This is a genomic window from Flavobacterium tegetincola DSM 22377 (genome assembly GCF_000425485.1).
GTDB lineage: Bacteria > Bacteroidota > Bacteroidia > Flavobacteriales > Flavobacteriaceae > Flavobacterium > Flavobacterium tegetincola.
The window spans coordinates 192,195-217,438 of sequence record NZ_AUDN01000008.1 but is presented as its reverse complement, the minus strand read 5'-3'; the positions used below and the strand labels follow the sequence as shown (position 1 = coordinate 217,438).

Annotated in this window: 23 protein-coding genes and 1 tRNA gene; 19 read left to right on the top strand and 5 right to left on the bottom strand. The window is 36.0% G+C overall.

The window, feature by feature from the left end; all coding sequences use genetic code 11:
- Positions 1-4 precede the first annotated feature (4 nt).
- Positions 5-3,253, top strand: coding sequence for a T9SS type B sorting domain-containing protein (locus H602_RS19240; protein WP_084404193.1), 3,249 nt, complete (start codon positions 5-7; stop codon positions 3,251-3,253).
- Positions 3,254-3,327: 74 nt separating this feature from the next.
- On the opposite strand, the gene H602_RS0102510 is transcribed toward H602_RS19240, so the two are convergent.
- A complete protein-coding gene (locus H602_RS0102510; protein ID WP_026976604.1) occupies positions 3,328-4,467 on the bottom strand; it encodes an acyl-CoA dehydrogenase family protein in 1,140 nt (379 codons plus the stop codon).
- A 95-nt stretch (positions 4,468-4,562) separates the two neighbouring features.
- On the opposite strand from H602_RS0102510, the gene H602_RS0102505 reads away from it, so the two are divergent.
- Positions 4,563-5,627, top strand: coding sequence for an anhydro-N-acetylmuramic acid kinase (locus H602_RS0102505; protein ID WP_026976603.1), 1,065 nt, complete (start codon positions 4,563-4,565; stop codon positions 5,625-5,627).
- 174 nt (positions 5,628-5,801) lie between these two features.
- Here the strand turns inward: H602_RS0102505 and H602_RS0102500 are convergent, their stop codons facing one another.
- Positions 5,802-6,857 carry a sensor histidine kinase gene (locus H602_RS0102500; RefSeq protein ID WP_026976602.1) on the bottom strand — a complete coding sequence of 352 codons (1,056 nt, stop codon included), beginning with the start codon at positions 6,855-6,857 and terminating at the stop codon, positions 5,802-5,804.
- Positions 6,858-7,202: 345 nt separating this feature from the next.
- On the opposite strand from H602_RS0102500, the gene H602_RS0102495 reads away from it, so the two are divergent.
- The 8 genes from H602_RS0102495 to H602_RS0102460 all read left to right on the top strand — a co-directional run bounded on the left by H602_RS0102495 (position 7,203) and on the right by H602_RS0102460 (position 13,937).
- Positions 7,203-7,838, top strand: a complete 636-nt coding sequence (locus tag H602_RS0102495) for a hypothetical protein (RefSeq protein ID WP_026976601.1) — start codon at positions 7,203-7,205, stop codon at positions 7,836-7,838.
- Positions 7,839-7,977: 139 nt separating this feature from the next.
- The gene (locus H602_RS0102490; protein ID WP_026976600.1) at positions 7,978-9,204 is read left to right on the top strand and encodes a Glu/Leu/Phe/Val dehydrogenase dimerization domain-containing protein; all 1,227 of its coding nucleotides are present in this window, start codon (positions 7,978-7,980) and stop codon (positions 9,202-9,204) included.
- Between the two features lie 271 nt (positions 9,205-9,475).
- Complete coding sequence (locus tag H602_RS0102485) at positions 9,476-10,180, top strand: MotA/TolQ/ExbB proton channel family protein (RefSeq protein ID WP_026976599.1); 705 nt, start codon at positions 9,476-9,478, stop codon at positions 10,178-10,180.
- 1 nt (position 10,181) lies between these two features.
- A complete protein-coding gene (locus H602_RS0102480) occupies positions 10,182-10,574 on the top strand; it encodes an ExbD/TolR family protein (RefSeq protein WP_026976598.1) in 393 nt (130 codons plus the stop codon).
- 230 nt (positions 10,575-10,804) lie between these two features.
- On the top strand, positions 10,805-11,605 hold the full coding sequence (locus tag H602_RS0102475; RefSeq protein WP_026976597.1) for an energy transducer TonB: 801 nt from the start codon (positions 10,805-10,807) through the stop codon (positions 11,603-11,605).
- 9 nt (positions 11,606-11,614) lie between these two features.
- Complete coding sequence (locus H602_RS0102470; protein ID WP_026976596.1) at positions 11,615-12,835, top strand: bifunctional folylpolyglutamate synthase/dihydrofolate synthase; 1,221 nt, start codon at positions 11,615-11,617, stop codon at positions 12,833-12,835.
- A gap of 82 nt (positions 12,836-12,917) precedes the next feature.
- Positions 12,918-12,992, top strand: a tRNA-Val gene (locus tag H602_RS0102465).
- 246 nt (positions 12,993-13,238) lie between these two features.
- The gene (locus tag H602_RS0102460) at positions 13,239-13,937 is read left to right on the top strand and encodes a pseudouridine synthase (protein ID WP_026976595.1); all 699 of its coding nucleotides are present in this window, start codon (positions 13,239-13,241) and stop codon (positions 13,935-13,937) included.
- Between the two features lie 269 nt (positions 13,938-14,206).
- Here H602_RS0102460 and pepE read toward each other — a convergent pair whose 3' ends face one another.
- Complete coding sequence (gene pepE / locus H602_RS0102455; RefSeq protein WP_026976594.1) at positions 14,207-14,926, bottom strand: dipeptidase PepE; 720 nt, start codon at positions 14,924-14,926, stop codon at positions 14,207-14,209.
- Between the two features lie 150 nt (positions 14,927-15,076).
- Here pepE and H602_RS0102450 point away from each other — a divergent pair, with 150 nt between their 5' ends.
- From H602_RS0102450 to H602_RS0102415, 8 genes are all read left to right on the top strand, one after another.
- Complete coding sequence (locus H602_RS0102450; protein ID WP_026976593.1) at positions 15,077-15,829, top strand: hypothetical protein; 753 nt, start codon at positions 15,077-15,079, stop codon at positions 15,827-15,829.
- Complete coding sequence (locus H602_RS0102445) at positions 15,819-16,529, top strand: hypothetical protein (RefSeq protein ID WP_026976592.1); 711 nt, start codon at positions 15,819-15,821, stop codon at positions 16,527-16,529. The genes H602_RS0102450 and H602_RS0102445 overlap by 11 nt, the downstream gene beginning before the upstream one ends.
- Complete coding sequence (locus H602_RS0102440; RefSeq protein WP_026976591.1) at positions 16,519-17,289, top strand: hypothetical protein; 771 nt, start codon at positions 16,519-16,521, stop codon at positions 17,287-17,289. The genes H602_RS0102445 and H602_RS0102440 overlap by 11 nt, the downstream gene beginning before the upstream one ends.
- 43 nt (positions 17,290-17,332) lie before the next feature.
- Positions 17,333-18,121 carry a peptidase associated/transthyretin-like domain-containing protein gene (locus H602_RS0102435; RefSeq protein ID WP_026976590.1) on the top strand — a complete coding sequence of 263 codons (789 nt, stop codon included), beginning with the start codon at positions 17,333-17,335 and terminating at the stop codon, positions 18,119-18,121.
- A 12-nt stretch (positions 18,122-18,133) separates the two neighbouring features.
- On the top strand, positions 18,134-18,640 hold the full coding sequence (locus H602_RS0102430; protein ID WP_026976589.1) for a DUF6702 family protein: 507 nt from the start codon (positions 18,134-18,136) through the stop codon (positions 18,638-18,640).
- Positions 18,641-18,688: 48 nt separating this feature from the next.
- Complete coding sequence (locus H602_RS0102425) at positions 18,689-20,923, top strand: M1 family metallopeptidase (RefSeq protein WP_157504816.1); 2,235 nt, start codon at positions 18,689-18,691, stop codon at positions 20,921-20,923.
- A 65-nt stretch (positions 20,924-20,988) separates the two neighbouring features.
- Positions 20,989-21,360 (top strand): Sec-independent protein translocase subunit TatA/TatB, encoded by a 372-nt coding sequence (locus tag H602_RS0102420; RefSeq protein ID WP_026976587.1) that lies wholly within the window; start codon positions 20,989-20,991, stop codon positions 21,358-21,360.
- Positions 21,361-21,363: 3 nt separating this feature from the next.
- Positions 21,364-21,966 (top strand): phosphatase PAP2 family protein, encoded by a 603-nt coding sequence (locus tag H602_RS0102415; RefSeq protein ID WP_026976586.1) that lies wholly within the window; start codon positions 21,364-21,366, stop codon positions 21,964-21,966.
- On the opposite strand, the gene H602_RS0102410 is transcribed toward H602_RS0102415, so the two are convergent.
- A complete protein-coding gene (locus H602_RS0102410) occupies positions 21,961-22,602 on the bottom strand; it encodes an O-methyltransferase (RefSeq protein WP_026976585.1) in 642 nt (213 codons plus the stop codon). The genes H602_RS0102415 and H602_RS0102410 overlap by 6 nt on opposite strands.
- A gap of 71 nt (positions 22,603-22,673) precedes the next feature.
- Between H602_RS0102410 and rlmN the strand changes: the two genes are divergently transcribed.
- Entirely contained in the window at positions 22,674-23,717 is a 1,044-nt protein-coding gene (gene rlmN, locus H602_RS0102405; protein WP_026976584.1) for a dual-specificity RNA methyltransferase RlmN, read from the top strand.
- 637 nt (positions 23,718-24,354) lie between these two features.
- On the opposite strand, the gene H602_RS0102395 is transcribed toward rlmN, so the two are convergent.
- On the bottom strand, positions 24,355-25,218 hold the full coding sequence (locus H602_RS0102395) for a sigma-70 family RNA polymerase sigma factor (RefSeq protein ID WP_026707723.1): 864 nt from the start codon (positions 25,216-25,218) through the stop codon (positions 24,355-24,357).
- Between the last annotated feature and the right edge of the window lie 26 nt (positions 25,219-25,244).

Genomic DNA, 25,244 nt, shown 5'->3' with positions numbered 1-25,244 from the left:
TCAGATGTCTCATTTACGAATTCTTCTTACTTTCTTATTCTGCACTTTTGCAACGTTGTCACACAGTCAGTTGGCAGATTTCGACCTGAATGTAGTGGTTAGTGATGAAACCTGCACGAACAATGGAAAGCTCCAAATCTCTGTTTCAAACACTACTGCCGCTGCTACCATAGTTTATCGGTTATATTTAGCACCAGATTTTACAACTTCAATTGCAGAAACTACAGGTGCTACTTTTAGCAGTTTGCCGGCAGGAAATTACCGTGTGGTTGCGACTCAAGCATTGGGCGGAATGTCAAACACTGCTACACAAAATGTGGTTATTACAAATTTAATTGAAACATTGGATTTTGAATTATCAGATACGGGCGCTGTGGATTGCGATATTACTGCAAAAATTATAGTAACCGTTTTAACAGGAAATGCGGTAACGTATGAAATACTTTCTGGTCCAGTAATAAGGCCATTGCAATCTTCAAACGAGTTTGGTAATTTACCTTCTGGAGAATACCTTATACGGGTTTTTGATAATTGTGGCGATGCGCTTTCTAAAGCATATACTTTAGTTTTAGGAGCCAACAGTTTAACAATAGGAGCTCCGGTCTTGCCTGAAGTTTATACTTCATGTACCACTGTGGATATTACTAACACAATTACTACAGCAGCCAGTTCAATTTTATACCCCTTACTTGTAACTTACACGGTGTATTCTCCTAGCGGAGGAATAGATCAAACTTACACCCAAAATATCGCTTCTGGTCCTGCAAATAATTTACAATTGACACAAGCGATTAACTTGTTTGGCAGTCAGATATTTCCAGTAAAAATTGAAATTAACGATAATTGCAATAATAGTGTAATTGAAGTATTTGATATTAATCCTAATCCTAAGCTTACGGTTGCTAAATTTCAAGATCCTTGTGGAAAGCCATATTTTACATTAACCATTAAGAATTACTTTCCTCCATACACACTTGATTTTATAGATCCTACCTCTTTTGACCCAACATTGTTTAATCCTGCTTATCCAGGTCCATTTACGGATGCTGGTACTGTTTTTGGCGATGAGGATAATACGGTTCCGTTTGGCGCTTATAAGGTTGTAGCTACCGATGGTTGTGATAGAGAAGTTACCTTGAATTTTGCATTTTTGATTAAACCAATTGTGCCTAATGTAACTGCAGCAAACAATGGTTGTGACTCGCCATTAGGAAAAATCACCATTAAATTACCAAATGACGGGACAATAGTATCTATATCTTTAACAGAGGCTCCATCCGCTTATCAAGGCACTTTGCCACAAGATGTTTTTTCTATGGTAAATGCTGCAGGTGTTTATAATGGTACAAATTTACCTGTTGGTGATTATACATTTAATATTGTTGATAATTGTGATAATGAAATTGAAGTATCAGTAAATATTCCTGAATTTGTTTTTGGGGAATTAGTAGCTGAAACGCGACCGACTTGCGTCCCTATTTTTGGCTCAGTAAAACTTTCTACTACAAATGGAAAGTTGGTTACGGTGTCTATTATTGCAGCACCGTCTAATTATTTGGAACCACTTCCTACAATTTTAAGCAATAATATCAATGCTGACGGTAACTTCTACATGAGTAATTTACCGCCAGGAACTTATACATTTGACACAGTCGACTTATGTGGCTATAGTTCTCAGATTACGGTTGAAATTTTTGGTTATAGCAGTACATCTGACGGACTAACAGTAATAAGAAAGTGTGGTGCATTTGATTTAGTACTTAACGATACGGATATCGCGCTTACGGCAAAGACATTCTGGCTGCAAAAGCTAAATCCTACCACCAATGTATGGGAGCATCCTTATACAGGTGTGGCATTTATTGAAGGTTCGATACCCACTTCAGCCACAGCTAAAGAACTGATTAATGAAGCAACATTATTTAATGTCTTTTTGACGGGGCAGTTTCGTGTTATTAAAGTTTTTGAAACGTTTAATAACGGAAATCCCAATGGTAAATGTTCGGATTTATATGCTGAGTTTATGATCTCTCCAGAGCTTTTTATCTCAGGCGCTTACAATTTGAATTGTATTGGTGGTACAGGTGCAAATGACCTGGTACTTAATGTGATAGGAGTTGAGCCCATTACGTATCAGATTACAGCTCCTTATACGCAGGATAATGGTACTAACAACGTGTTTACCAATTTACCACAAGGTATTTATAACATTTTAGCAACCGACGATTGTGGAAATATAAAAAACATTTCAGTTGAAATGGGAACACTACTTCCCTTAGCTCGCGCTTCAAAACCTAAAAATTTACTAGAATGTAAAGATGATGGTTCGCAGTTTGGAACTTTTAATTTAACAGAACAAACACCTGAAATTTTAGGAAATCAAGAACCTGCAAATTATCAAGTTACTTATCATTTTACAGAAGCTGACGCAAATGCAGATATAAACCCGCTACCGGCTGGTTATACAAATGTTAGTAATCCACAAACGATCTTTGCTCGTGTAGAACATAAAAGTATAAAATTATGCTATGCCGTAACATCGTTTAAAGTAGTGGTCGGAATGAAACCTGCAGTAATGACACCCGCTCCCGCCTTTATTTGTGAGAATTTTACTAAAAAGTTAACAGCAGAAAATGGGTTTGATGCTTATGAATGGTCTACGGGTGAGACTACACAGTCCATTGTTGTTAATCAACCGGGAACATACACCGTTACCGTTAAAAATGTATATGATGAATTCAGTTGTGATGCTTCAGTTAATTACATTGTAACCAGTTCAGGACCTGCAACCATCCAAAGTGTTGAAACTTCCGATTGGTCGTCCAATAAAAATTCTGCTACCATTAATGTAACAGGATCAGGAACTTATGTGTACTCGTTGGACAATGTAAATTTCCAAACTTCTAATACTTTTACAGATTTACTACCCGGCTTTTATACCGTTTATGTTAAGGATATAAATGGATGTGGAACGGTAAAGGAAGATTTTGTACTACTGAATTATCCCAAATATTTCACGCCTAACGGAGACGGTTACAATGATACTTGGCACATTCGTTTTTCTGCCTACGAACCCAATTTGAATGTTGATATCTTTGATCGTTTTGGAAAATTTATCATTCGATTAAAAGGAGGTGAAGCAGGATGGGACGGAACGTACAATGGGCAAACATTATTTTCAACCGATTATTGGTTTGTTGTAATCCGCGAGGATGGCAAAGTATACCGAGGTCACTTCAGTCTTAAAAGATAAAAGAAATTATAAAGCAAAAGAAAGCCCGAAATGTTCAATTTCGGGCTTTCTTTTTATAATAACTTTATTGCGAATTAATTCACTAAAGTTCGTGAAATAACAATGCGTTGAATTTCAGAAGTTCCTTCATAAATCTGTGTAATTTTTGCATCACGCATCATTCGCTCCACGTGGTATTCGGCTACGTAACCGTTTCCACCGTGAATTTGAACTGCTTCAATTGTGGTGTCCATTGCGGTTTGAGAAGCAAATAATTTTGCCATTGCACCCGATTGTGAAATGTCTTTTCCCTGATCTTTTTCAGAAGCCGCTTTTAAACATAACATTTTAGCAGCCATAATCTGAGTTGCCATATCCGCTAATTTAAAAGCAATTGCTTGATGTTTGAAAATTTCTTTTCCAAATGCCTTACGTTCTTGTGAATATTGCAAAGCCAACTCGTAAGCGCCAGTGGCAATTCCTAATGCTTGAGAAGCAATTCCAATTCGTCCACCATTCAAGACAGCCATTGCAAAGTTGAAACCAAATCCGTCTTCGCCAATTCTATTTTCTTTAGGAATTTTTACGTCAGTAAACATTAAAGAATGCGTATCGCTTCCGCGGATTCCCATTTTCTTTTCTTTAACTCCTACTTCAAATCCAGCCCAACCACGTTCTACGATGAAAGCATTGATTCCTTTGTGACCTTTTTCAATATCAGTTTGTGCAATTACAATGTAAGTTGAAGCCGTATTACCATTAGTAATCCAGTTTTTCGTTCCATTCATCAGATAATGGTCGCCCATATCAATTGCAGTTGTTTTTTGCGACGTAGCATCAGAACCCGCTTCTGGTTCAGATAAACAAAATGCGCCAATTACTTCTCCTGTAGCAAGTGGAATTAAGTATTTTTGTTTTTGCTCCTCGTTACAATATTTTTCAATTCCAGCACAAACTAATGAGTTGTTTACCGACATTACCACTGCAGCAGACGCATCTACCTTAGAGATTTCGGTCATTGCTAAAACATACGCCACGCTATCTAATCCAGATCCGCCGTACTTTGGGTCTACCATCATTCCCATAAAACCCAATTCTGCCATCATTTTAATTTGTTCGGCAGGAAATTTAGCGTGTTCGTCGCGTTCAATAACTCCAGGAAGTAGTTCCGCTTGTGCGAAATCTCGTGCAGCTTGTTGAATCATTAAATGTTCTTCTGTTAGATTGAAATCCATAGTATTGAAAATAAATGTTCGATTCTGTTAAAAAATTGTCCGCAAATATAAATTTTTATTGTCAGACTTTCAATGGAATTGCATAATTTTAGCCAATGTTAAAGCAATTCTATAACGTTATCGGTGTCATGTCGGGTACTTCATTAGATGGAGTGGATTTGGCACATATCCATTTTACAATAGAAGACGGCGTTTGGGACTTCAAAATTGTTGAGGCAGAAACGGTTGGTTATTCGATGGATTGGTTCAACAAACTTAAAAATGCCGTACACTATTCGGATTCGGAGTTGATTCAATTGAATATTGATTACACCGTTTTATTAGCCGAAATAATAAATAGGTTCATTGATGTAAATTCAATTGAACATCTCGATGCTGTTTGTTCTCATGGTCATACGATTTTGCACCAGCCACAAAACGGCTTCACGTTGCAAATTGGGAATCTTCCAGAAATTGCAAAACGGATCCATCAGAAAGTAGTGTGCGATTTCCGTGTACAAGACGTTCAGCTTGGCGGTCAAGGCGCTCCTTTAGTTCCGATTGGCGATCAAATTCTTTTTTCAAATTATGATTATTGCTTAAATCTAGGTGGATTTTCAAATGTCTCTTTCGCTGATGATAATTCGCGAATCGCCTTTGATATTTCTCCAGTCAATACCGTTTTGAATTTTTATGCCAATCAATTGGAATTGGATTATGACGATAAAGGTTTAATTGCCAAAGCAGGAAAATTGAATCAATCGCTATTCGATGCGCTAAATGCTTTGCCTTTTTATTCAAAATCGTATCCTAAATCGTTGGGATTTGAATTTGTCACGGAAACCGTTTTGCCATTAATTGAAAAATGTGGAATTTCAAGAGCAGATAAAATGCACACATTTACAGTTCATGTAGCCTTTCAAATTGGAAACGCACTTTTGAAGAATAAAGCGAGATTACTAATAACGGGTGGTGGCGCTTATAATGATTTTCTTGTTGAAGAAATTCAAAAACATTTGCCAGAAATGGAAATTATTATTCCTAATAAAAAGATTTTAGAATATAAGGAAGCACTGATTTTTGCCCTTTTGGGCGTTTTGAAATTACGTGGAGAAATTAATGTGTTGAGAAGTGTTACTGGTGCTAAACAAGATCATTCAAGTGGTGTAATTTACGGCTAATTTGTTTAAAAAGTAAATGTAAACTAAGTCTAACTTTACAAGCTCTACTTAAATTCTGATACACGATTAACGAAAGATCTAAGTTCAAATTCAAATGGATTTTAAATGTCTAGCTAAAAATAAATCGTGATAATTTTATGGTGTGTTTCAAGCAGCGTCTTGTAAAAGTCAACGCTACGCTAGCTTAAGTGACAATGTAAAAATAGCGCCTTTATCGTTTCCTTCACTAAAGGCTTCAATGGTATCGTTCAATTTTTTTGCCATCTCTTTGGATAGATACAGTCCGATTCCTGTGGAAATTTCATTATTAGTACCCATTCTTCCCATAGATGTAAATCGATCAAATAAGTGCTGTTTTTTTGAAATGTCAAAACCTATTCCCTGATCTTCTACCTGAATAGTTAAGTAACCATCGGATTGTGCAACGCTTAATTTTATCTCACCATTGCGCTTGGAAAACTTTATTGCATTGGAAACCAAATTGGAAATAATTCGAGTTAAAAGAAGTTCTTTACTGTAAATAACCACTTGCTTAATCTCTGAATGTACAATCAGAGTTATGTTTTTTTCGGACAACTTTACTGATAATTCATCTTGAATGGCATTTGTCAAAGCGGTTATTGAAACTGTTTCTTTAGTTATTTCTGCAGTGGCAATTTGATTTTCTTCATTTAAAAGTTTAGTAAATCCGTCTAGAAATGTCAGTTGTTGTCTGGAAGATTCTTTTATTAATTGGGCATAATCTCTGTTTCTTTGCGAAGTTGCTGTGTCCTCTAAAATGAAATCTGCAATGACTAAAGGTTGTGAAGCAAAATTTTTGATATCGTGTGTAAGTAAGTAAATTAAATCCTGCTTTTGCTTGAGGTAGAGTTCGTTTTCATTTATTGTGCTTTGAATATTGGACATGAGAATGCCTGATTCGTCTGAATAATTCATTGGCAACTTGGGAACCGTACGATTTTGTCTATAATTAACTAAACTTTTCGAAGCGAGAACTATAGGTTTAATCAGTTTGTGTATGACAATCAATGTGGTTAACGAAGCTACAAGAGTCAATAATAAAGTGAAGATAATAATGGTCCAATTTGAAAACTGTTGCTGCGAGAAAACAATCGTAAATATCAATCCAATTAAAGGAATGTGAATCCCTAGAAACGCTACAAATAAAAACTTGTTAGAATAACTTTTACTTAAAAATGGAATTTTTGATAACCAATTGTATAAATGCATGTGCTTCAATGTTAGTAGGATTTGTAAAATTAACTGATAATTTCTTATAACTACGATTTATAACGTGATGTGGCGCTTTTTTTAAGATATATTTATAATGTTCTCCTTTATGAACTTGAACCTAACAACCTCGGCGTGTTAGTAGAATATGTATTTTGATTTTATAAAATAATTGGAACACATTTAATATCTTCCTATAATGAATCTATTCGATCATTGGAATATTATAATAGTAAAAGTGGGGTAAGTAGGTAATTATTTACTATTTTAGTGTGCAATTTAATGGTGATTAGAAGCCGCTTAACAGTAAAAAATTATATTGTACACTAAAAACATAAGAGCATCATGAAATCATTTCGGTATAGTATACTATTGCTTTTTATTACAAGTATCAGTTTTGGACAAGAATTCGTTTTCGATAAAGTAGCAAAAAGTACATTGAAATATAGGGATTCACCGGTCTTTGAAAGTACTAATTTATTCAATTCAAAAGATTATTCTTATTCGATGCAGATTTACAGTTATAATGACACCCTCATTGCACGTATATTTGATATGAAAGAGGCAAAAAGACACTTCTTTTATCTTGATAAAACAGATTCGTTGAGGCCAATATACGTTAAAACAGATAATTTGCAACGCAATTATAGTAAATACGTCAGTGAATACGAGAATTCAACAAGAAAAAAGGACAGTTCAGAAATTAAATTTTATCTTCATAGTAAAGGAAAAAAGGGTAGATACACGTTGACAATTGATACATCTGGACCTAATTACTTTCCAATTTTTGCTAGAACTGGTAATTTAGGTTTTGAAGAATTGATTTTTACAGAAATAACCCCACCTTTTAATTGTACTGTACTAAAAGCGGAAGGAATAAGTGTTCGTGGATTAAGGACTAGTTATGAATTAAAGTCTATAAACGACATCAATTTACAAGTAATAATACCTCCACAAAACGACAAGCAAAAGACAAAATAATTTAAGCGAAAACCCTTAAATTATTTTGTCTTTTGATCTTTAAATATTCAATTCCTTTATCGATCAATCATTTTACCTTTGATTCCCTAAAGCAAAATAATTCTCTATATTTGCAACACACAAACATTTTTACAACACAATGAAAGACTTACTACAGAAATTCGAAAATAAAGAACCAGAAATAGTTTTCAACTGGAGAGACCAAGAAACTGAAGCCGAAGGATGGACGGTAATCAACTCACTTAGAGGTGGTGCTGCAGGTGGAGGAACACGTATGAGAAAAGGATTGGACATGAACGAAGTACTTTCGCTTGCCAAAACGATGGAAGTGAAATTCTCAGTAGCCGGACCAGCCATTGGTGGAGCTAAATCAGGAATCAATTTCGACCCAAACGACCCTCGTAAAAAAGGCGTTTTGGAAAGATGGTACAAAGCCGTTTCTCCTTTATTAAAAAGTTATTACGGTACAGGTGGCGATTTAAATGTAGATGAAATTCACGAAGTAATCCCAATGACCGAAGAATGCGGGGTTTGGCATCCACAAGAAGGGGTCTTCAACGGACATTTCAAACCAACAGAAGCGGATAAAATCAATAGAATCGGGCAATTGCGTCAAGGTGTGGTGAAGGAAATAGAAAACGCAAGTTTCTCTCCAGACGTTTCCCGCAAATACACCGTAGCCGACATGATTACGGGTTACGGAGTAGCTCAAGCCGTTCGTCATTATTACGCTATTTATGGTGGATCGGTAGAAGGTAAAAAAGCAATCGTGCAAGGTTTCGGAAACGTAGGTTCGGCAGCCGCTTATTATTTAGCACAAATGGGTGCGAAAGTAGTAGGAATCATTGACCGTGACGGAGGAGTAATGAATGAAAATGGTTTCTCTTTTGACGAAATCAAAGCGTTCTTCTTGAACAAAGACGGAAACAAATTAGTAGCGCAAAACATGATTCCTTTTGAAGAAATCAATAAAAATATCTGGACAATGGGTGCCGAAATTTTCGCTCCATGTGCAGCTTCCCGTTTGGTAACGCAAGACCAAGTAGACAGTATGATTGGTGCAGGACTTGAAGTAATTTCTTGTGGTGCCAACGTTCCTTTTGCTGATAAAGCGATTTTCTTTGGTCCAATTATGGAACACGTAGATGCAAAAGTAAGTTTGATTCCCGACTTTATTTCCAACTGCGGAATGGCACGTGTTTTTGCTTATTTCATGGAGAAGAAAGTAAAACTAAACGACGAAGCCATCTTTGTAGATGCTTCTGAAACCATCCGAAAAGCCTTAGAAAAAGCACATGCTTTGAATGCTTCTAAAACAAATATCAGTGCTACGGCATTCGAAATCGCATTGAAACAATTGGTATAAAATTCAATTATCATAACATAGCCTACGGTTTAAACCGTAGGCTATTTATTTTGAACTATCATAACAGTGTCCTCGGTCGCAACCATGGGATATTTGAATAAGTTTTGAAACACCTGGAATGATTTTTATAAGAATAACATGAATTTTTAAAGAATAAATCGGTGAAAATTAGTGTAATCTGTGTAAAAAATAAAGATTAAAAGTCTCCCAAAAAAATCAGAATTCGCAATTTTTATAATACTTTAGCGTTAAATTAAAAAACAAATCACGTATGAGTTTATTGCTACAAATAGACACTTTGTCTGTTGCACAAGAGGGAATGGCTGATGCCGTACCGGTTGAGAAAACATTATCGATAATGGAACTACTCGTAAGCGGTGGTATTGGTGGTCAAGCCATCATGCTTTCGCTTTTTATTATGTTGTTCTTTGCTTTGTATCTTTATTTTGAACGTTTGTTTGCCATCAAAAAAGCATCGGTTATTGATGTGAATTTCATGGCGCAAATTCGTGAAAACATACGTCACGGTAAGATTGACAGTGCCAAAATGCTTTGTGCACAAACACAATCTCCCGTTGCAAGACTTATTGAAAAAGGTATTTCCCGTATCGGAAAACCACTTGAAGATATTAATACTGCTATTGAAAACGCAGGTAAATTAGAAATTTATAAACTTGAGAAAAACGTCGGTATGCTAGCTACCATTTCAGGAGCAGGACCAATGACAGGTTTCTTAGGAACGGTAATCGGAATGATTTTAGCCTTTCATAAAATGGCAAGTGCCGGAGGTCAAATTGAAGTGGGTGCCTTGTCAGAAGGTATTTATACCGCTATGACTACTACCGTTGTGGGACTAATTGTAGGTATTGTTGCCTATATTGGTTACAACCACCTGGTAGTGAAAACCGACAAAGTAGTACACCAAATGGAAGGAAATGCCGTTGAGTTTCTAGACCTTTTAAACGACCCAGCATAATATGAATTTTAGAGGAAGAAATAAAGTCAGCCCAGAATTCAACATGTCGTCAATGACCGATATCGTGTTTTTGCTGCTTATCTTTTTTATGATTACCTCCACAATGGTAACCACCAATGCACTCGATTTGGTTCTGCCAAAAGCAAAGGGAAAAACAGATAGCAATAAAAACATTCAAGTAAGCATCAACAAAGAACTTGAAATGTATATCGACAAAGACCAAGTGCCAGAAGCTGAAATAGAGTCAAGATTGTTATCCATCATGGGTGACGACCGTTCTAAATCAGTAGTTTTAAGAGCCGAAGAAGGCGTGCCGATAGAAAAAGCCGTTTATGTGCTTGACATTGCCAACAGAAATCAGATAAAAGTAGTTTTAGCCGTAAGACCCAAATAGTTTTTAGGATTTGTTTCAGGAGCTATTTCCAGCTCTTCATTGCAAGTCCTCATCATAAAAGCTATTTTTCCAAGCATAAAAAGGAGCTTCCGTTGGTCGCTCTTTTTAAGCAGGAAAAAATTAGCTTTTAAGATTCCGGGCTTTCCACTACTATCTGGGCTAGGGATTTAAGGATTTCGAGTCAACTCGTTTTTTAACATAGAACTTACAACATACAACACACAACGTTTATGGAATTCTTAGAAACAGAAGAAGAAAAAAAATCATTTGCCATCACAACAGCCTTGTTTGTGTTGCTGTTTATTTTGTGCTTTTTTCTTGGTTTAACCTATCTTGACCCACCACCAGAAAACGGAATCGCGATTAACTTCGGAACGACCGAAACAGGAATGGGCGACAAGCAACCTACAGAAGCTATTCAGTCAGCACCAACACCTACTGCAAGTCAGCAAGCAGCTGCTGCAAAAGAAGATATTATTACCCAAGATAGTGAAGAAGCTGTTGTTATTAAGGAAACAAAGAAACCGCAAAAAACAACAAAAGAAGCTACCAAAGAAGAAGTAAAGCCAAAACCTGCCGAGAAACCACAGCCGTCAAAAAGTACATCTGATGCACTTTCAAGCTTAATCAACGGACCAAAATCTGACGGAAAAGCACAAGGAGGAGAAGGCGATGATAAAACAGCCGGCGATAAAGGAAGTCCAAATGGCGACCCTTACGCAAGTGCTTATTTTGGTTCAGGCTCTGGAACAGGTGGAGGAAGAGGTTACGGATTGAACGGAAGGAAACTAAGCAACAGCGGAAAAGAGGTTCAAAACTGTAACGAATCAGGAACAGTAGTTGTTCAAATTACCGTAAACCGCAGTGGAAACGTAATTGATGCTCGTTATACAAAAGGAACTACTAATACAAATCCCTGTCTAGTAGATCCAGCAATTCGAACAGCTAAAAAATACAAATGGCAATCCGATCCCAATGCGCCAGAAACGCAAGTTGGCTTTATTGTAGTGAACTTTAAATTAGGAGAATAATTCTAAAAGATGAATTACGCTGAAACCCTTGATTGGATGTTCAATCAATTGCCAATGTACCAAACACAAGGAGCATCGGCTTACAAAAAGGATTTAACAAACACAATTTTGTTGATGGATTACCTCAATCATCCAGAAGCGAATATTAAAACCATTCATGTTGCAGGAACCAATGGAAAAGGTTCTACGTCGCATCTTTTAGCCTCAGTTTTACAAGAGGCGGGTTATAGAGTTGGTTTGTATACTTCGCCACATCTTAAAGATTTTAGAGAACGAATTAAAATCAATGGTAAAGATATTTCGGAAGAATTTGTCTGCGATTTTATAAATCAACACAAATCCTTTTTTGAGCAAAACCAATTGAGTTTCTTTGAAATGACCGTTGGTTTAACCTTCGATTATTTTGCAAAAGAAAAAGTAGACATCGCCATCATCGAAGTTGGAATGGGAGGAAGGTTAGATTCAACCAATATTATTACGCCATTAGTTTCCGTAATAACCAATATCGGATTAGACCACACGCAATTTTTAGGCAACACTTTAGAGCTGATTGCAGCAGAAAAAGCAGGAATTATCAAACCTACTGTTCCAGTTGTCATTGGAGAATATACTTCAGAAACCAAACCAGTCTTCTTACAAAAAGCAAAACAAGAAGATGCTTCAATCTATTTTGCTTCTGATTTAGTTAGCGAAACTTTTCCAAGCGCATTAATCGGCGACTATCAAATACACAATAAAAAAACAGTTTTGCAAACGATTAAAATCCTTCAAGAAGTAAGTGATTTTACAATTACCGATGAAAACTGTAAGAATGGATTCTTAAATGTAATTGAAAAAACGAATTTGCAAGGTCGTTGGCAAATACTACAAGAGCGTCCAAAAGTGATTTGCGACACCGCTCACAATAAAGATGGCTTAAAAATTGTCTTGAATCAATTGCAAAAAGAGTCTTTTTCCAGATTGCATATTGTTTTAGGGATGGTAAATGACAAGGATTTGAGTGAAATTCTGCCACTCTTTCCAAAAAATGCAATTTATTATTTCTCAAAACCAAATAATTTCAGGGGATTAGACCCATTAATTTTACAACAAAAAGCGAAAGATTTTGAGCTACTTGGCGAAGTATATAATTCAGTTATAATCGCTTATGAAAAAGCGTTGCAAGACGCGACTCCCAATGATATCATCTATGTTGGTGGAAGTACTTTTGTAGTTGCAGAAATACTTTAAAATATTTTCATTTTTTGTTTGGAGATATGTAAAAACGTGCTATATTTGCACACGCAATAACGCAAGACATTGCAACCCGAAAGGGCGATTAGCTCAGCTGGTTCAGAGCACCTCGTTTACACCGAGGGGGTCGGGGGTTCGAACCCCTCATCGCCCACAGAAATTAAACTCCTTAAGAAATTAAGGAGTTTTTTTATTTGGAGAAAATTTAAAATTAGTTAAGTGGTTCCCCTGGAGATTTTCGAATTGATCGAAATTTATCAACCATTACGGTTAACTTATTTTAATTTTAATAAAAGGGTCTTCCTAATTTTTATAGTATCTAAAAACTCTTCTTAGATAGCTATAGAAATAAATAAGTCTTAAAAGTATTTTTAGTCCTAATCTCTTCTATTTTTGCCAAATGTTAGAAATTCTTTACCAAGACGAATACATTATAGCCATTAACAAACCTAGTGGTTTATTGGTTCACAAATCATTTTATGCGCGAGACGCAAAAGAGTATGCTATTCAGGAATTAAGAAATCAAATAGGAGGGCAACACGTTTACCCCGTTCATCGGTTGGACCGCAAAACTTCGGGTGTTTTGTTATTTGCTTTAGATAAGGAAGTTTTGAAAATTATGAATGAGCGTTTTGCTACACGTGAAGTTGAAAAAAAATATTTAGCCATTTTACGCGGTTGGTCGCCCGAAGAGCTAACGATTGATTATGATTTAACCAATGATGATGGCGTTACGCAAAATGCAATAACTTATTTCCATCGTTTGCAAAAGACTGAAATTACGTTAGCATTTAATAATAAGCCAACTTCACGTTACTGTTTGGTAGAAGCGATTCCGGAAACGGGACGGATGCATCAATTACGAAAACATTTCAAGCATATTTTTCATCCTATTTTAGGAAGTCGTCCTCATGGTTGTAACAAGCAAAATAAATTATGGTTGGAGCATTATGAATTGAAAGGAATGATGCTTCATGCACATCAATTAATTTTTAACCATCCAATAAGTAACGAACAACTAATCGTGAATGCAAAGACTAATGAAGAGTTTAATAGAGTAGGAGTTATACTTAATCTGGATTTGAGTATGTATAAGTAGTGTAGTAGCGGTGAATTAAGTGCTACCATTTTTTTTGAATAATGCGTGTATCAATGAATTATTTATTCCCTAATTTCTAATTAATATTCCATATAAGTTGCCGTAATCGTTTAGAATAATCTCATCGTAACAGTACTTCTGTGGTACTTGACTTGTTATATAACTATATAATCCGTCATTTTTTATATTAGAATTTATTTAAGTCTATAATGCAAAAAAAAACTGCTCAATTTCTTAAGCAGTTTTTTGAAGTTTAAACAATTGTTTTATTATAGTACAATACGTCCCAAATCACTCAAATTGGTTCCAGTTATAACTTCCTCCGGGGCTTGATTTTGTTTAAAAACCCGAGCGCTTAGAGTTCCTTTTAATTTAATCATATCGCCCTTCACGTCTAGCCAACTTCCTTCCCTTAATCCTAAAACTGGAACGGTATTGAACGCATGGTATTCTTTGATTCGGGTTTCACGGGTTTCGCCCATATGTTGAGATTGAGCGTCTGGATCCAAGTAATGCGGATTTAAATTAAAAGGAATCATTCCCAATGTTTTAAAACTAGGTGGATAAACAATTGGCATATCGTTCGTTGTTTGCATGGACAATCCTGTAATATTGCTTCCGGCACTCGTTCCTAAATAAGGCGTTCCAGATTTAAGTGTTTCGGTTAAGACTTCCATCACGCCGTATTTGTAAAGCTGTGCAACCAATAAAAAGGTATTTCCGCCTCCTGTAAAAATACCTTGCGCTTCCTGAATTGCTGTCTTACAATCTTCAAATTCTTGCAAACCATTAACATCAATATTTATTGTGGCAAAAGTTGCTCTAACTTTAGCTGTATAATCGTCATGAGAAATTCCGCTCGGTCTTGCAAAAGGAATGAATAAAATGCAACTGCAACTGGCAAAATGAATTTTAAGTTCCGGTAAAAGATAAGCCAAGTAATCGCCTCCATGCAGCGTGGATGTACTTGCAATAATCAGATTTTTCATATTTGTAATTTGTGCTTAAAGATAAAAATCTTCGCTAAAAATCTCCCTAAATCTATTTTATAATTAACAAATATTTACAATGCCATTGGGACTTAATTTGGAAGGCTTCCTAATACTTTTACACCAGATCAATACTATAATTCTATTTATTTGGGAACTAAAATTACTATATCACTTCTTTTTGCCTTTTTCAGTAGTAGTGTAGTTGCTCAAACCAGGAGAAACATTCAGGGTAAAATTGTCGTTGCGGATGCAAAACCTTCCGATGTGTTAGTTCTAAACTTGAATACGCAAGAAGAATCTAAAAGTAATAGGGAAGGATTTTTTGCGATTCTCGCTAAACCAGATGATGTTTTAATTTTCTCATCGCAAGATCTGGCTTACATGAGGAAGATTATTGAAGAGTCTGAATTTCAAAAGGGCAAGGCTGAAATAACAATGACATCAAAGCAAATTGTATTGGATGAAGTTGAAATTAAAACTTACAATGCCGTGTCATTGGGCATTTTACAAAAACCAGCTAAAAGTTATACACCTGCAGAACGTAGATTGCAAACCGCTGGCGACTTTAAGCCCATTCATTTGCTTGCTATTTTAGGCGGTGGAATGCCGCTTGATCCAGTGTTTAATGCAATAAATGGCAGGACAAAGCGCTTAAAAAAAGAAGTCCAATTGGAGCGAAGTCAGTTACGATTGCAGGAGTTTCAGCAATTTTTTCCGAAAGAAGCTTTGATTGACCAAGTTAAAGTGGATCCAGATGATGTTATGGAGTTTACCTACTTTGTATTGAATCAGGAAGAACTTATTAGTTTACTTGAATCTAGAGATAAAAATAAGCTGTTGTTTTATTTGATACAGCAACACAGCCTTTACAAAAACCCAAAGCCAACCGATGAAAAGTAGTAGTATTTTGTTTTTTCTATTTGTAACTACGATTGTTTTTGCGCAGAAAAGCGTAAAGATCAAAGGAGCAATTCTTGTGGCTGATGCCAAACCCAGTGGCGTACACATTATTAATTTGAATACCGAGACTGAAACAATTTCAGATGAAAATGGATTTTTTTATATTGAGGTAAAAGAAGGTGATTTACTGGTTTTTAGTGCAAATCACTTGGACTACATGCGAAAAATTGTGGATGAAGATGCAATTCATAATGCTATAATTCAAGTAGAAATGACTTCTAAAATGACCGTATTAGATGAGGTTGAAATTGTAAATTACAATAGGATTAATGCGGTTTCGTTAGGAATTTTGTCTAAGCCTGCTAAAAAATACACGGTAGCCGAACGCCGATTGTATGGTGCTACAAGTTCGCCAGTAGATGGGTTAATCAATTTAATTTCAGGTCGGACAGCTATGCTAGAAGATGGGATTGCTATTGAAAAAAAACAAGTTGCAATTGCGGCATTGAGCGATCTATATCCTGAATCTTTTTACACGCAGACGCTTAAAATTGCAAAAGATGATATAGGTAGTTTTCACTATTATATTGTGGAAGATTTTAAATTTAGGGAAGCATTAAATGGTAAGAATCCGTTTCTCGTTACTTTTATAATGATTAAATTAGCAACGGATTACAAAGCCATTCGAGATGCAAAATAAATTTTTTATACTCTTTTTCTTAATTTTATCGTACTCCGTCTTTGCACAAAAGGAAAAATTGATGCAGGGAAAAATAGTGATAAAAGATTCGAAAAAAAGCGGCATTCGCGTGGTCAATTTGTTTAATGAAAAAGAGGCGTTTACGGATCAGGAAGGTAATTTTATTATTTTGGCAAAACCGGATGACTTGTTAGTGTTTTCAGCAGAATTTCTAGATTACATGCGGAAGATTGTGGACGAATCGGATTACAATAAAGGTGCAATTGAAATACAAATGACTGCTAAAATCACAATCTTAGATGAAGTCCAAATTAGAGATTATAGTAAAATTAATGCTGTTGCTTTAGGTATTTTGTCAAAACCTGCAAAGGTATATACACCTGCCGAAAGAAGACTAAAAACGGCAACGGGATTGTATCCTACTTTATATGCTGGAACAATGGCGGGCGGATCCATTGGTCTAGACCCATTAATGAATTGGATTTCGGGTAGAACTAAAATGCTAAAAAATGCCCTTAAGTCAGAAGAAAAAGAGATTTTACTGCAAAAGTTGAATGATTATTATCAAGATGATTTCTTTACAGATAATTTAAAAATCGACCAACTGTATCTGGGCAGCTTTAAAAATTTTGTAGTGTATGATGTCATTTTGATAGAAGCAATTCGAGCGAAAAATAAACCTCGGATGGATTTTAATTTATACCGACTTGCCGTTGAGTTTAAAAAGCGGAATGAGGAGCCAATTTTGATAGAAAAGTAACAAAGATAATTCTTTATAATCCATAACAATTAGTGCATTTGATATGAAAACTACACTGCTATTTTTACTGTTTTTTACCGCAAGTCATGGTATTGCCCAGAAGTTGCCACGTGAAATTTTAAACGGTCAATTGCTTTCTGAAACAGGTTCTTTGGAAGGTATTTTGATTACCAATAAAACGGCAAATTTTTCAACGGTTTCTCAAAACGATGGAAGTTTCCGAATTCTCGTTCGAACAAAGGATACATTGGTGTTTTCGGGTCTTAATTTTCCGCGTCAAATTCTTGTTTTAAACGAATCGGATTTAAAATTTTCGGTTTTAAATGTGCCATTGCAAAGTCAAGCAACCAATTTAGAAGAAGTCGTTATTAACCGAAATGCGTTAAGCGGTAATCTCAAAGAGGACAGCGAAAATATTAAAATCACACAAATAAAAATCAAGATTGATAATTTGGCTGTCATGGACCAACTTTTTGAAGATGATTTAAAATCAGCGCCAGAAAACAAGTTGATGCCAGGCTATGTGGACAAAACATATATGGCAGATTTCGTCAAGATCGGCTCAAAATTGGCACGTGTTTTTACAAAGAAAAAGCCGCAGAAAGATGGAAGTAAGGAGCTGGATCAATTTTCTTTGGTGGTTCAAAATAGGTTTTCAAAACAATTTTTCAGGAACAATTTAAAAATCGCTGAAGCGCAAATTGGAAGTTTTCTAAACTTTTGCGAAAATGATCCCAAAGCACAAGAATTGATTGCCAAAGCGGATGACTTTGAATTAATTCAATTTTTAATCGAGAAGAGGCTTGAATTCCTAGCATTAAAAAAAGATTAGTACTTTTGAACCATGAGTAAAAAACGTTCCCTATTGCTGATACTGTTCCTTTTAGTAGGATTGAGTTCTTTTGGTGTCCATAAATTTTATGTTTCCATTTACCAAGTTGATTTTGTACCCGAGAAAAAAAGAATAGAAATTACCGCTCGTATTTTTATGGACGATTTAAATATAGCGCTCGAAAGAGAGTTTAAAAGCAAAACGCAAGTTGGCGAAAAGTCTGAAACACCAGAAGACCTTGTCTTTTTGCAAAAATATTTAAAGAAGCATTTGCGTATTTCGGCGGATGGAAAAGAGCAAAATGTCCAGTTTTTAAGTAAAGAAATTGATAATAATGTAGTAATCGTCTATTTAAAAATCAATGAAATCAAGAAATTCAGTTCGATAAAAATAGTAAATAGTGCATTGTTGGAAATTTATTCCGACCAGCAGAATATCATGCAAACCAATTTTTACAATAATAAAAGAAATTACATTTTCACAGGAGATTACTTTGCTGAAAATATAAATATCAAGTAATATATAAATATTTTCCTTACTTTTAGCCTCTTAAAAATCCATTCTCCAATGAAAATATACAAAATCTCCATTATTTGTTTGTTTTTTAATTCCTTGTTTGTCGTTGCTCAAACAATTCCAGAAAAACAGCAGGGGAAATTAGATACCAATAAATTCCGTCAAATGTACGATTTGATGGCAACACCTAATATGTACCGTACCGCATCTGGAGCTCCTGGTCCAGAATATTATCAGCAACAAGCCGATTATAAAATGGACATTGAACTGGATGATAAAAATGCGCGTTTGGATGGTGTGGAGACAATTACGTACCACAACAATGCGAAAGAATCATTGGAGTATTTATGGTTGCAATTGGACCAAAATTCAAGCAACAAAAATTCGGTTACCAAGAAGAAAGGCAGTTCTTACATGGATGAAGCAATTAGTGTAAAAGGTTTTTCCAAGAAATATTTGGAAGAAGCTGCCGAAAGAGGTTTTAACATCGCTTCGGTTACGGATGATAAAGGAAAACCAGTTTCGTACACAATTAATGAGACCATGATGCGCATCAACCTTGTTGAGCCGTTAAAGCACGGTTCAAAAATGGTTTTTACCATTAAATGGTGGTATAATATAAATAATTATAGAGTAGAAGGCGGACGTTCTGGTTACGAACATTTTGAAAAAGATGGAAATAATTTATACGTGTTAGCGCAGTTTTTCCCTCGAATGGCCGTTTATAATGACGTGGAAGGTTGGCAGAACATGCAGTTCTGGGGAAGCGGTGAATTTGCTTTAGCATTTGGAAATTATGAAGTAAATGTAACGGTTCCTGCAGATCACATTATGAATGCTACAGGTGTTTTACAAAACAGAGATCAAGTTTTTACAGCTGCTCAATTAAAGCGTTTGGCTCTTGCCGAAAAAAGTTACGATAATCCGGTGGTTGTAGTGACTCAAGAAGAAGCTGAAAAAGCCGAAAAAGGATTTTCTAATCAGAAGAAGACCTGGAAATGGAAGGCAGAAAATGTACGTGATTTTGGGATTTCAACTTCAAGAAAATTTGTTTACGATGCAATGGCTGTAAAATTAGGTGATCGAACTGTAATGGCAGAATCACTTTATCCTAAAGAAGGAAATCCGTTATGGGAACAATATTCCACTCGTGCAGTGGCGCATACTTTAAAAAGCTATTCTAGCTACACGTTTGATTACCCTTATCCAAAAGCAGTTTCAGTAAATGCAGAAGATCAAGGGATGGAATATCCAATGATTTGCTGGAATTTTGGTCGTCCGGATGAAAAAGGCGTGACTTCAGACCAAACAAAATACGGGATGATTGGTGTAATTATTCATGAAGTTGGACACAATTATTTTCCAATGATTGTCAATTCAGATGAAAGACAATGGACGTGGATGGACGAAGGCCTAAATACTTTCTTACAATATTTAACGGAACGAACTTTCCAAAAAGACTTTCCAAGCAGACGTGGTCCAGCGCGAATGATAGTTCCTTACATGAAAGGCGATCAGCGAGGATTGGAGCCAATTATGACCAATTCTGAAAGTATCATTCAATTTGGTAACAATGCATATGGAAAACCGGCAACCGCTTTAAATATCTTACGTGAAACTGTAATGGGTCCAGAATTGTTTGATTATGCATTTAAAACGTATGCAAACCGATGGAAATTTAAGCACCCAACGCCAGAAGATTTTTTCAGAACGATGGAAGATGCTTCTGCCGTTGATTTAGATTGGTTTTGGAGAGGTTGGTTTTATTCCACAGATTATACAGATATTGGAATTAAAGAAGTAAAACAATATAGGGTTTCTGCAGAAAAACCTGCAGACGTTAAAGTGGATCAGCCTTCAAGAAGAAACCGATTCAATTTGACCGGACCAATGGTTTATGCTGTGGAAAAAACGACAAGTGACGCTTCTAAAAATGGAAATGTAAAAGAGTTAAAAACTTTGAAAGAATATTTAGCAGCAAACTTTACCAAAATAGAAATTGAAGCTTTAAGTAATCCAAATTATTTTTATCAGGTTACTTTTGATAAACCAGGAGGATTGGTCATGCCGTTAATTGTGGATTTGGTTTTTGATGATGGAACTACAGAAACACATCGCTTTCCGGCTCAAATTTGGCAAAAAAATGACGATCAAGTAACGCGTACTTTTGCTACGGAGAAAGCAATTGTTAAAATTGTGGTGGATGCCAAGCTAGAAACAGCTGATATTGATACGACAAACAATACTTGGCCAAAAGAAAATGTTCCATCGAAATTTGACAAATAAATAAGTGTTAATAGGTAAGAAAATCGAAAACTACCTTTGTAACTTTGCACTGTAAAAAAAAAATTATGTTTGGAATTGGAGGTTCAGAAATATTTGTCATTATACTGATCGCAATAATGCTTTTTGGTGCAGATAAAGTACCCGAGATTGCACGAACTCTAGCCAAAGGAATGACGCAATTGAAGCATGCAACGGACGATATCAAAAATGAAATTGCCAGGACTGCTGAAGAAAGTGGTTTGGACCGCAAAAGTTTAACCAGTAGTTTTGACGCGGAATTAGGCGGATTAAGGGAACATGTTGATGGTATAAAAGATGATTTACTGGCTGATAATACGCTTGATGTAAAAAGTATTACCACAAATATCGATTCTGAGATTTTAAAAGCGAAGGAGGATTTAGAAAATTTAACGGGACCAATAAAAAGACAACGCTAGATTATGATCGAGTTTCTATTTAATTTGGACCGCGAAGTTTTTCTTTTCTTAAATAATTTAGGCACAGAATCGTGGGATGGCTTTTGGTTGCTTGTCACCAAACAATTCAATTGGATACCAATATTCTTGATTATCCTTTATCTTGTTCACAAACATTACGGTTGGCGTCATGCACTATTAATAATAGGAATGATTTCCCTATTGATTTTAATTACGGATCAAACCACCAATCAATTATTTAAATTCCGTTTTGAACGTCTACGTCCGGGAAGCGACCCTTCCTTAGACGGACTTATGAGAGCGGTAAAAACCAGTAGTACTTTTAGCTTCATTTCTGGGCACGCGTCCAATTCTATGGCGGCCTGTTTTTTCTTATACACAGTTTTAAAAACCCGTGTAAAATACATCGAATTTATGTTTCTATGGCCATTAATCTTTGCTTACAGCCGAATTTACTTGGGCTTGCACTATCCTGGAGATATTTTAATAGGCTACTTGTGGGGAATAATAATGGCACTTTTGGTTTTAAAATTATACGTTATCTTACGCGATAAGTATTTTCCTAATCGAGAAGAAATTGATGTAGTAGGTCACGTTAAATTATAAAACGCGAGTCACCGTTAATCCATCTCTTATTGGTAATAAAACCGTTTCCACTCTAGGATCTTCATTCACTTTCTTGTTGTATTCCAACAGTACGGTCGTGCTTAAATCTCTTGGATCTGGTCTCTCCAATACTTTTCCGCTCCACAAAACATTGTCAGACAAGATAATTCCGCCGGCATTCATCATCGGAACGATCAACTCAAAATAATGCAAGTAATTTTCTTTATCGGCATCTATAAAAACCAAATCATATTTTTTATTTAAAGTAGGAATAATCTGAATTGCATCGCCAATATGTTGGTTTATTTGCGTTTTCCAATCAGACAAGTCAAAGTATTTTCTCTGGATGGATTCCAATTCTTCGTTAATGTCAATCGTGTCAAGGCTACCGTTCTTTTGCATTCCTTCGCATAAACACAAGGCCGCATATCCTGTATACGTTCCGATTTCTAAAATATGTACGGGACGAATCAATTTCGATAGCATACTTAAAACTCTTCCTTGAAAATGACCGCTTAACATTCTTGGCTGCAGTATTTTTTGGTGCGTTTCTCGGTTCAATGCTGCTAAAAGTTCAGGTTCAATTTGTGAGTGATCTGCTATGTATGTTTCTAATTCTTCGGAGATAAAGTGCATTTTTTCGATTTTTGGCAAAGTTATCAAATTATCAAAACAGTAAATCAACAAATAGTCATTAAATTTGCAGCATGCAAGAGGATAAAAAAGACATACGCGCGTTGAGCAAAGAAGAATTACGTACTTTTTTCACTGAAAATGGCGACAAAGCCTTTCGTGGCAATCAAGTATATGAATGGCTTTGGAGTAAATCGGCCCATAATTTCAGTGATATGACCAATATTACGAAAGGAACGCGTGAAATGCTCGAAAATAATTTTGTCATCAATCACATTAATGTCGACACCATTCAAAGAAGTGAAGACGGAACGGTTAAAAATGCCGTCCGTTTGCACGATGGTTTGGTGGTAGAATCTGTTTTAATTCCCACCAATACGCGAACCACCGCTTGCGTTTCAAGTCAAGTAGGTTGTTCTTTAGATTGTAATTTTTGTGCAACGGCACGTTTAAAAAGAATGCGAAATTTAGGTGCCGATGAGATTTACGATCAGGTTGTTGCTATTGACCGCGAAAGTCGTTTGTACCACAACCATCCTTTATCCAACATAGTTTTCATGGGAATGGGCGAACCACTGATGAATTACAATAATGTGTTGAAAGCCATAGAAATGATCACTTCTGAAGAAGGTTTAGGCATGTCGCCAAGGCGAATCATGGTTTCCACTTCTGGAGTTCCAAAAATGATAAAGAAACTAGCCGATGATGAAGTAAAATTTAAGCTCGCCGTTTCGCTACATTCTGCAATAGACGAAATCCGTTCTAGAATTATGCCGTTCAGCAAAGCGTTTCCACTGGCTGATTTGCGCGAATCATTGGAGTATTGGTACAGGAAAACCAAAAGTAAAATCTCTTACGAATACGTGGTTTGGAAAGGAATCAATGACAATAAAGAATCGATTGATGCATTAGTAAAATTCTGTAAATATGTGCCTTGTAAAGTCAACCTAATCGAGTACAACCCAATTGACGATGGCGAATTCCAACAAGCATCAGAAGAGTCTATAAACGCTTACATCAAAGCACTTGAAAATGCTGGAATCGTAGTAAAAGTCCGTAGAAGTCGTGGAAAAGACATTGATGCCGCTTGTGGTCAATTGGCAAATAAGGAAGCTTAATTTTTTGATTTTGAGCGAACGGCTTGACTTGTCATTGCGATCCCGAAAGCTTTCGGGAGAAGCAATCTAATTACAGTTTATTGGAGCAAATCGCATGCGTTGTCCATTGCGAGTTTCGAAGCAATCTTTTCCATTTTCCCGCCTTCCTCCCAAATCTCCCAATTAAAAATCGGGAGGATTTTCCTCCCAGTCGCGGCTATTTTAAAATCTTTCGGCTTCGTTTAATCTTTCGGAAAACGCATCACTAAAATCTGTCAGCGTTTTGAAACGTCAAATAACCGAGAAATTTGTATGAGTATTTGAAGCAAAAGTTAAGTGCGATAAAATATTTTAAAATCCTTCTCCTTTGCAAAAAAATTTAGGATGATAATAAGAAACCCGAGAGCTGTGCTCGAACTGACCGAAGGTTTTTTTGCCGTGCAAAAAAAAACCTCGGAACCCGAGAGCTGTGCTCGAACTGACCGAAGGTTTTTTTGCCCTGCAAAAAAAAACCTCGGTAATCAGCCGAGGTTTCAATCATCAATCAAAAAACGAACAGTTAATCAGACTGTTGTTTACTGTAAAAAGTTTCAAATTTCAAGTTTCAGGTTTCGAGCATAACTTTAAACCTAAAACTTTTAACTTGGAACAAATTCTATTATCCTAAATACGTTTTCAAAATCTTACTTCTAGAAGTATGTTTCAATCTGCGAATTGCTTTTTCTTTAATCTGACGAACACGTTCTCTTGTCAAGTCAAAAGTCTCACCAATTTCCTCTAAAGTCATTGGATGTTGATCTCCCAATCCAAAGTACAAGCGAACAACATCAGCTTCTCTTGGCGTCAAAGTTTCCAAAGAACGCTCAATTTCAGTACGTAAAGATTCGTGAATTAATTCTCTATCTGGATTTGGAGATTCGCCTGAACGCAAAACATCGTATAAGTTAGAGTCTTCTCCCTCAACTAAAGGAGCATCCATCGATAAGTGACGACCAGAGTTTTTCATTGACTCTTTTACATCATTTACCGTCATGTCCAATTCCTTTGCAATCTCTTCAGCAGAAGGCGGACGTTCGTTAGATTGCTCTAACAAAGCATACATTTTGTTGATTTTATTGATCGAACCAATTTTGTTCAAAGGCAAACGAACGATACGAGATTGTTCTGCCAAAGCTTGCAAAATCGATTGACGAATCCACCAAACTGCATACGAAATGAATTTAAATCCACGTGTTTCATCAAAACGTTGAGCCGCTTTAATCAAACCTAAATTTCCTTCATTAATCAAATCGGGAAGTGTCAAACCTTGATTTTGGTACTGTTTTGCTACAGAAACCACAAAACGTAAATTCGCTTTTGTTAATTTCTCCAAAGCTCTTTGGTCACCGGCCTTAATCTTTTGTGCTAATTCTACCTCTTCATCAGCAGTAATTAAATCTACTTTTCCAATTTCTTGAAGATATTTGTCTAAAGATGCAGTTTCACGATTCGTTACCTGCTTGGTTATTTTAAGCTGTCTCATTTAATTTCAAAATACCCTTTACTATG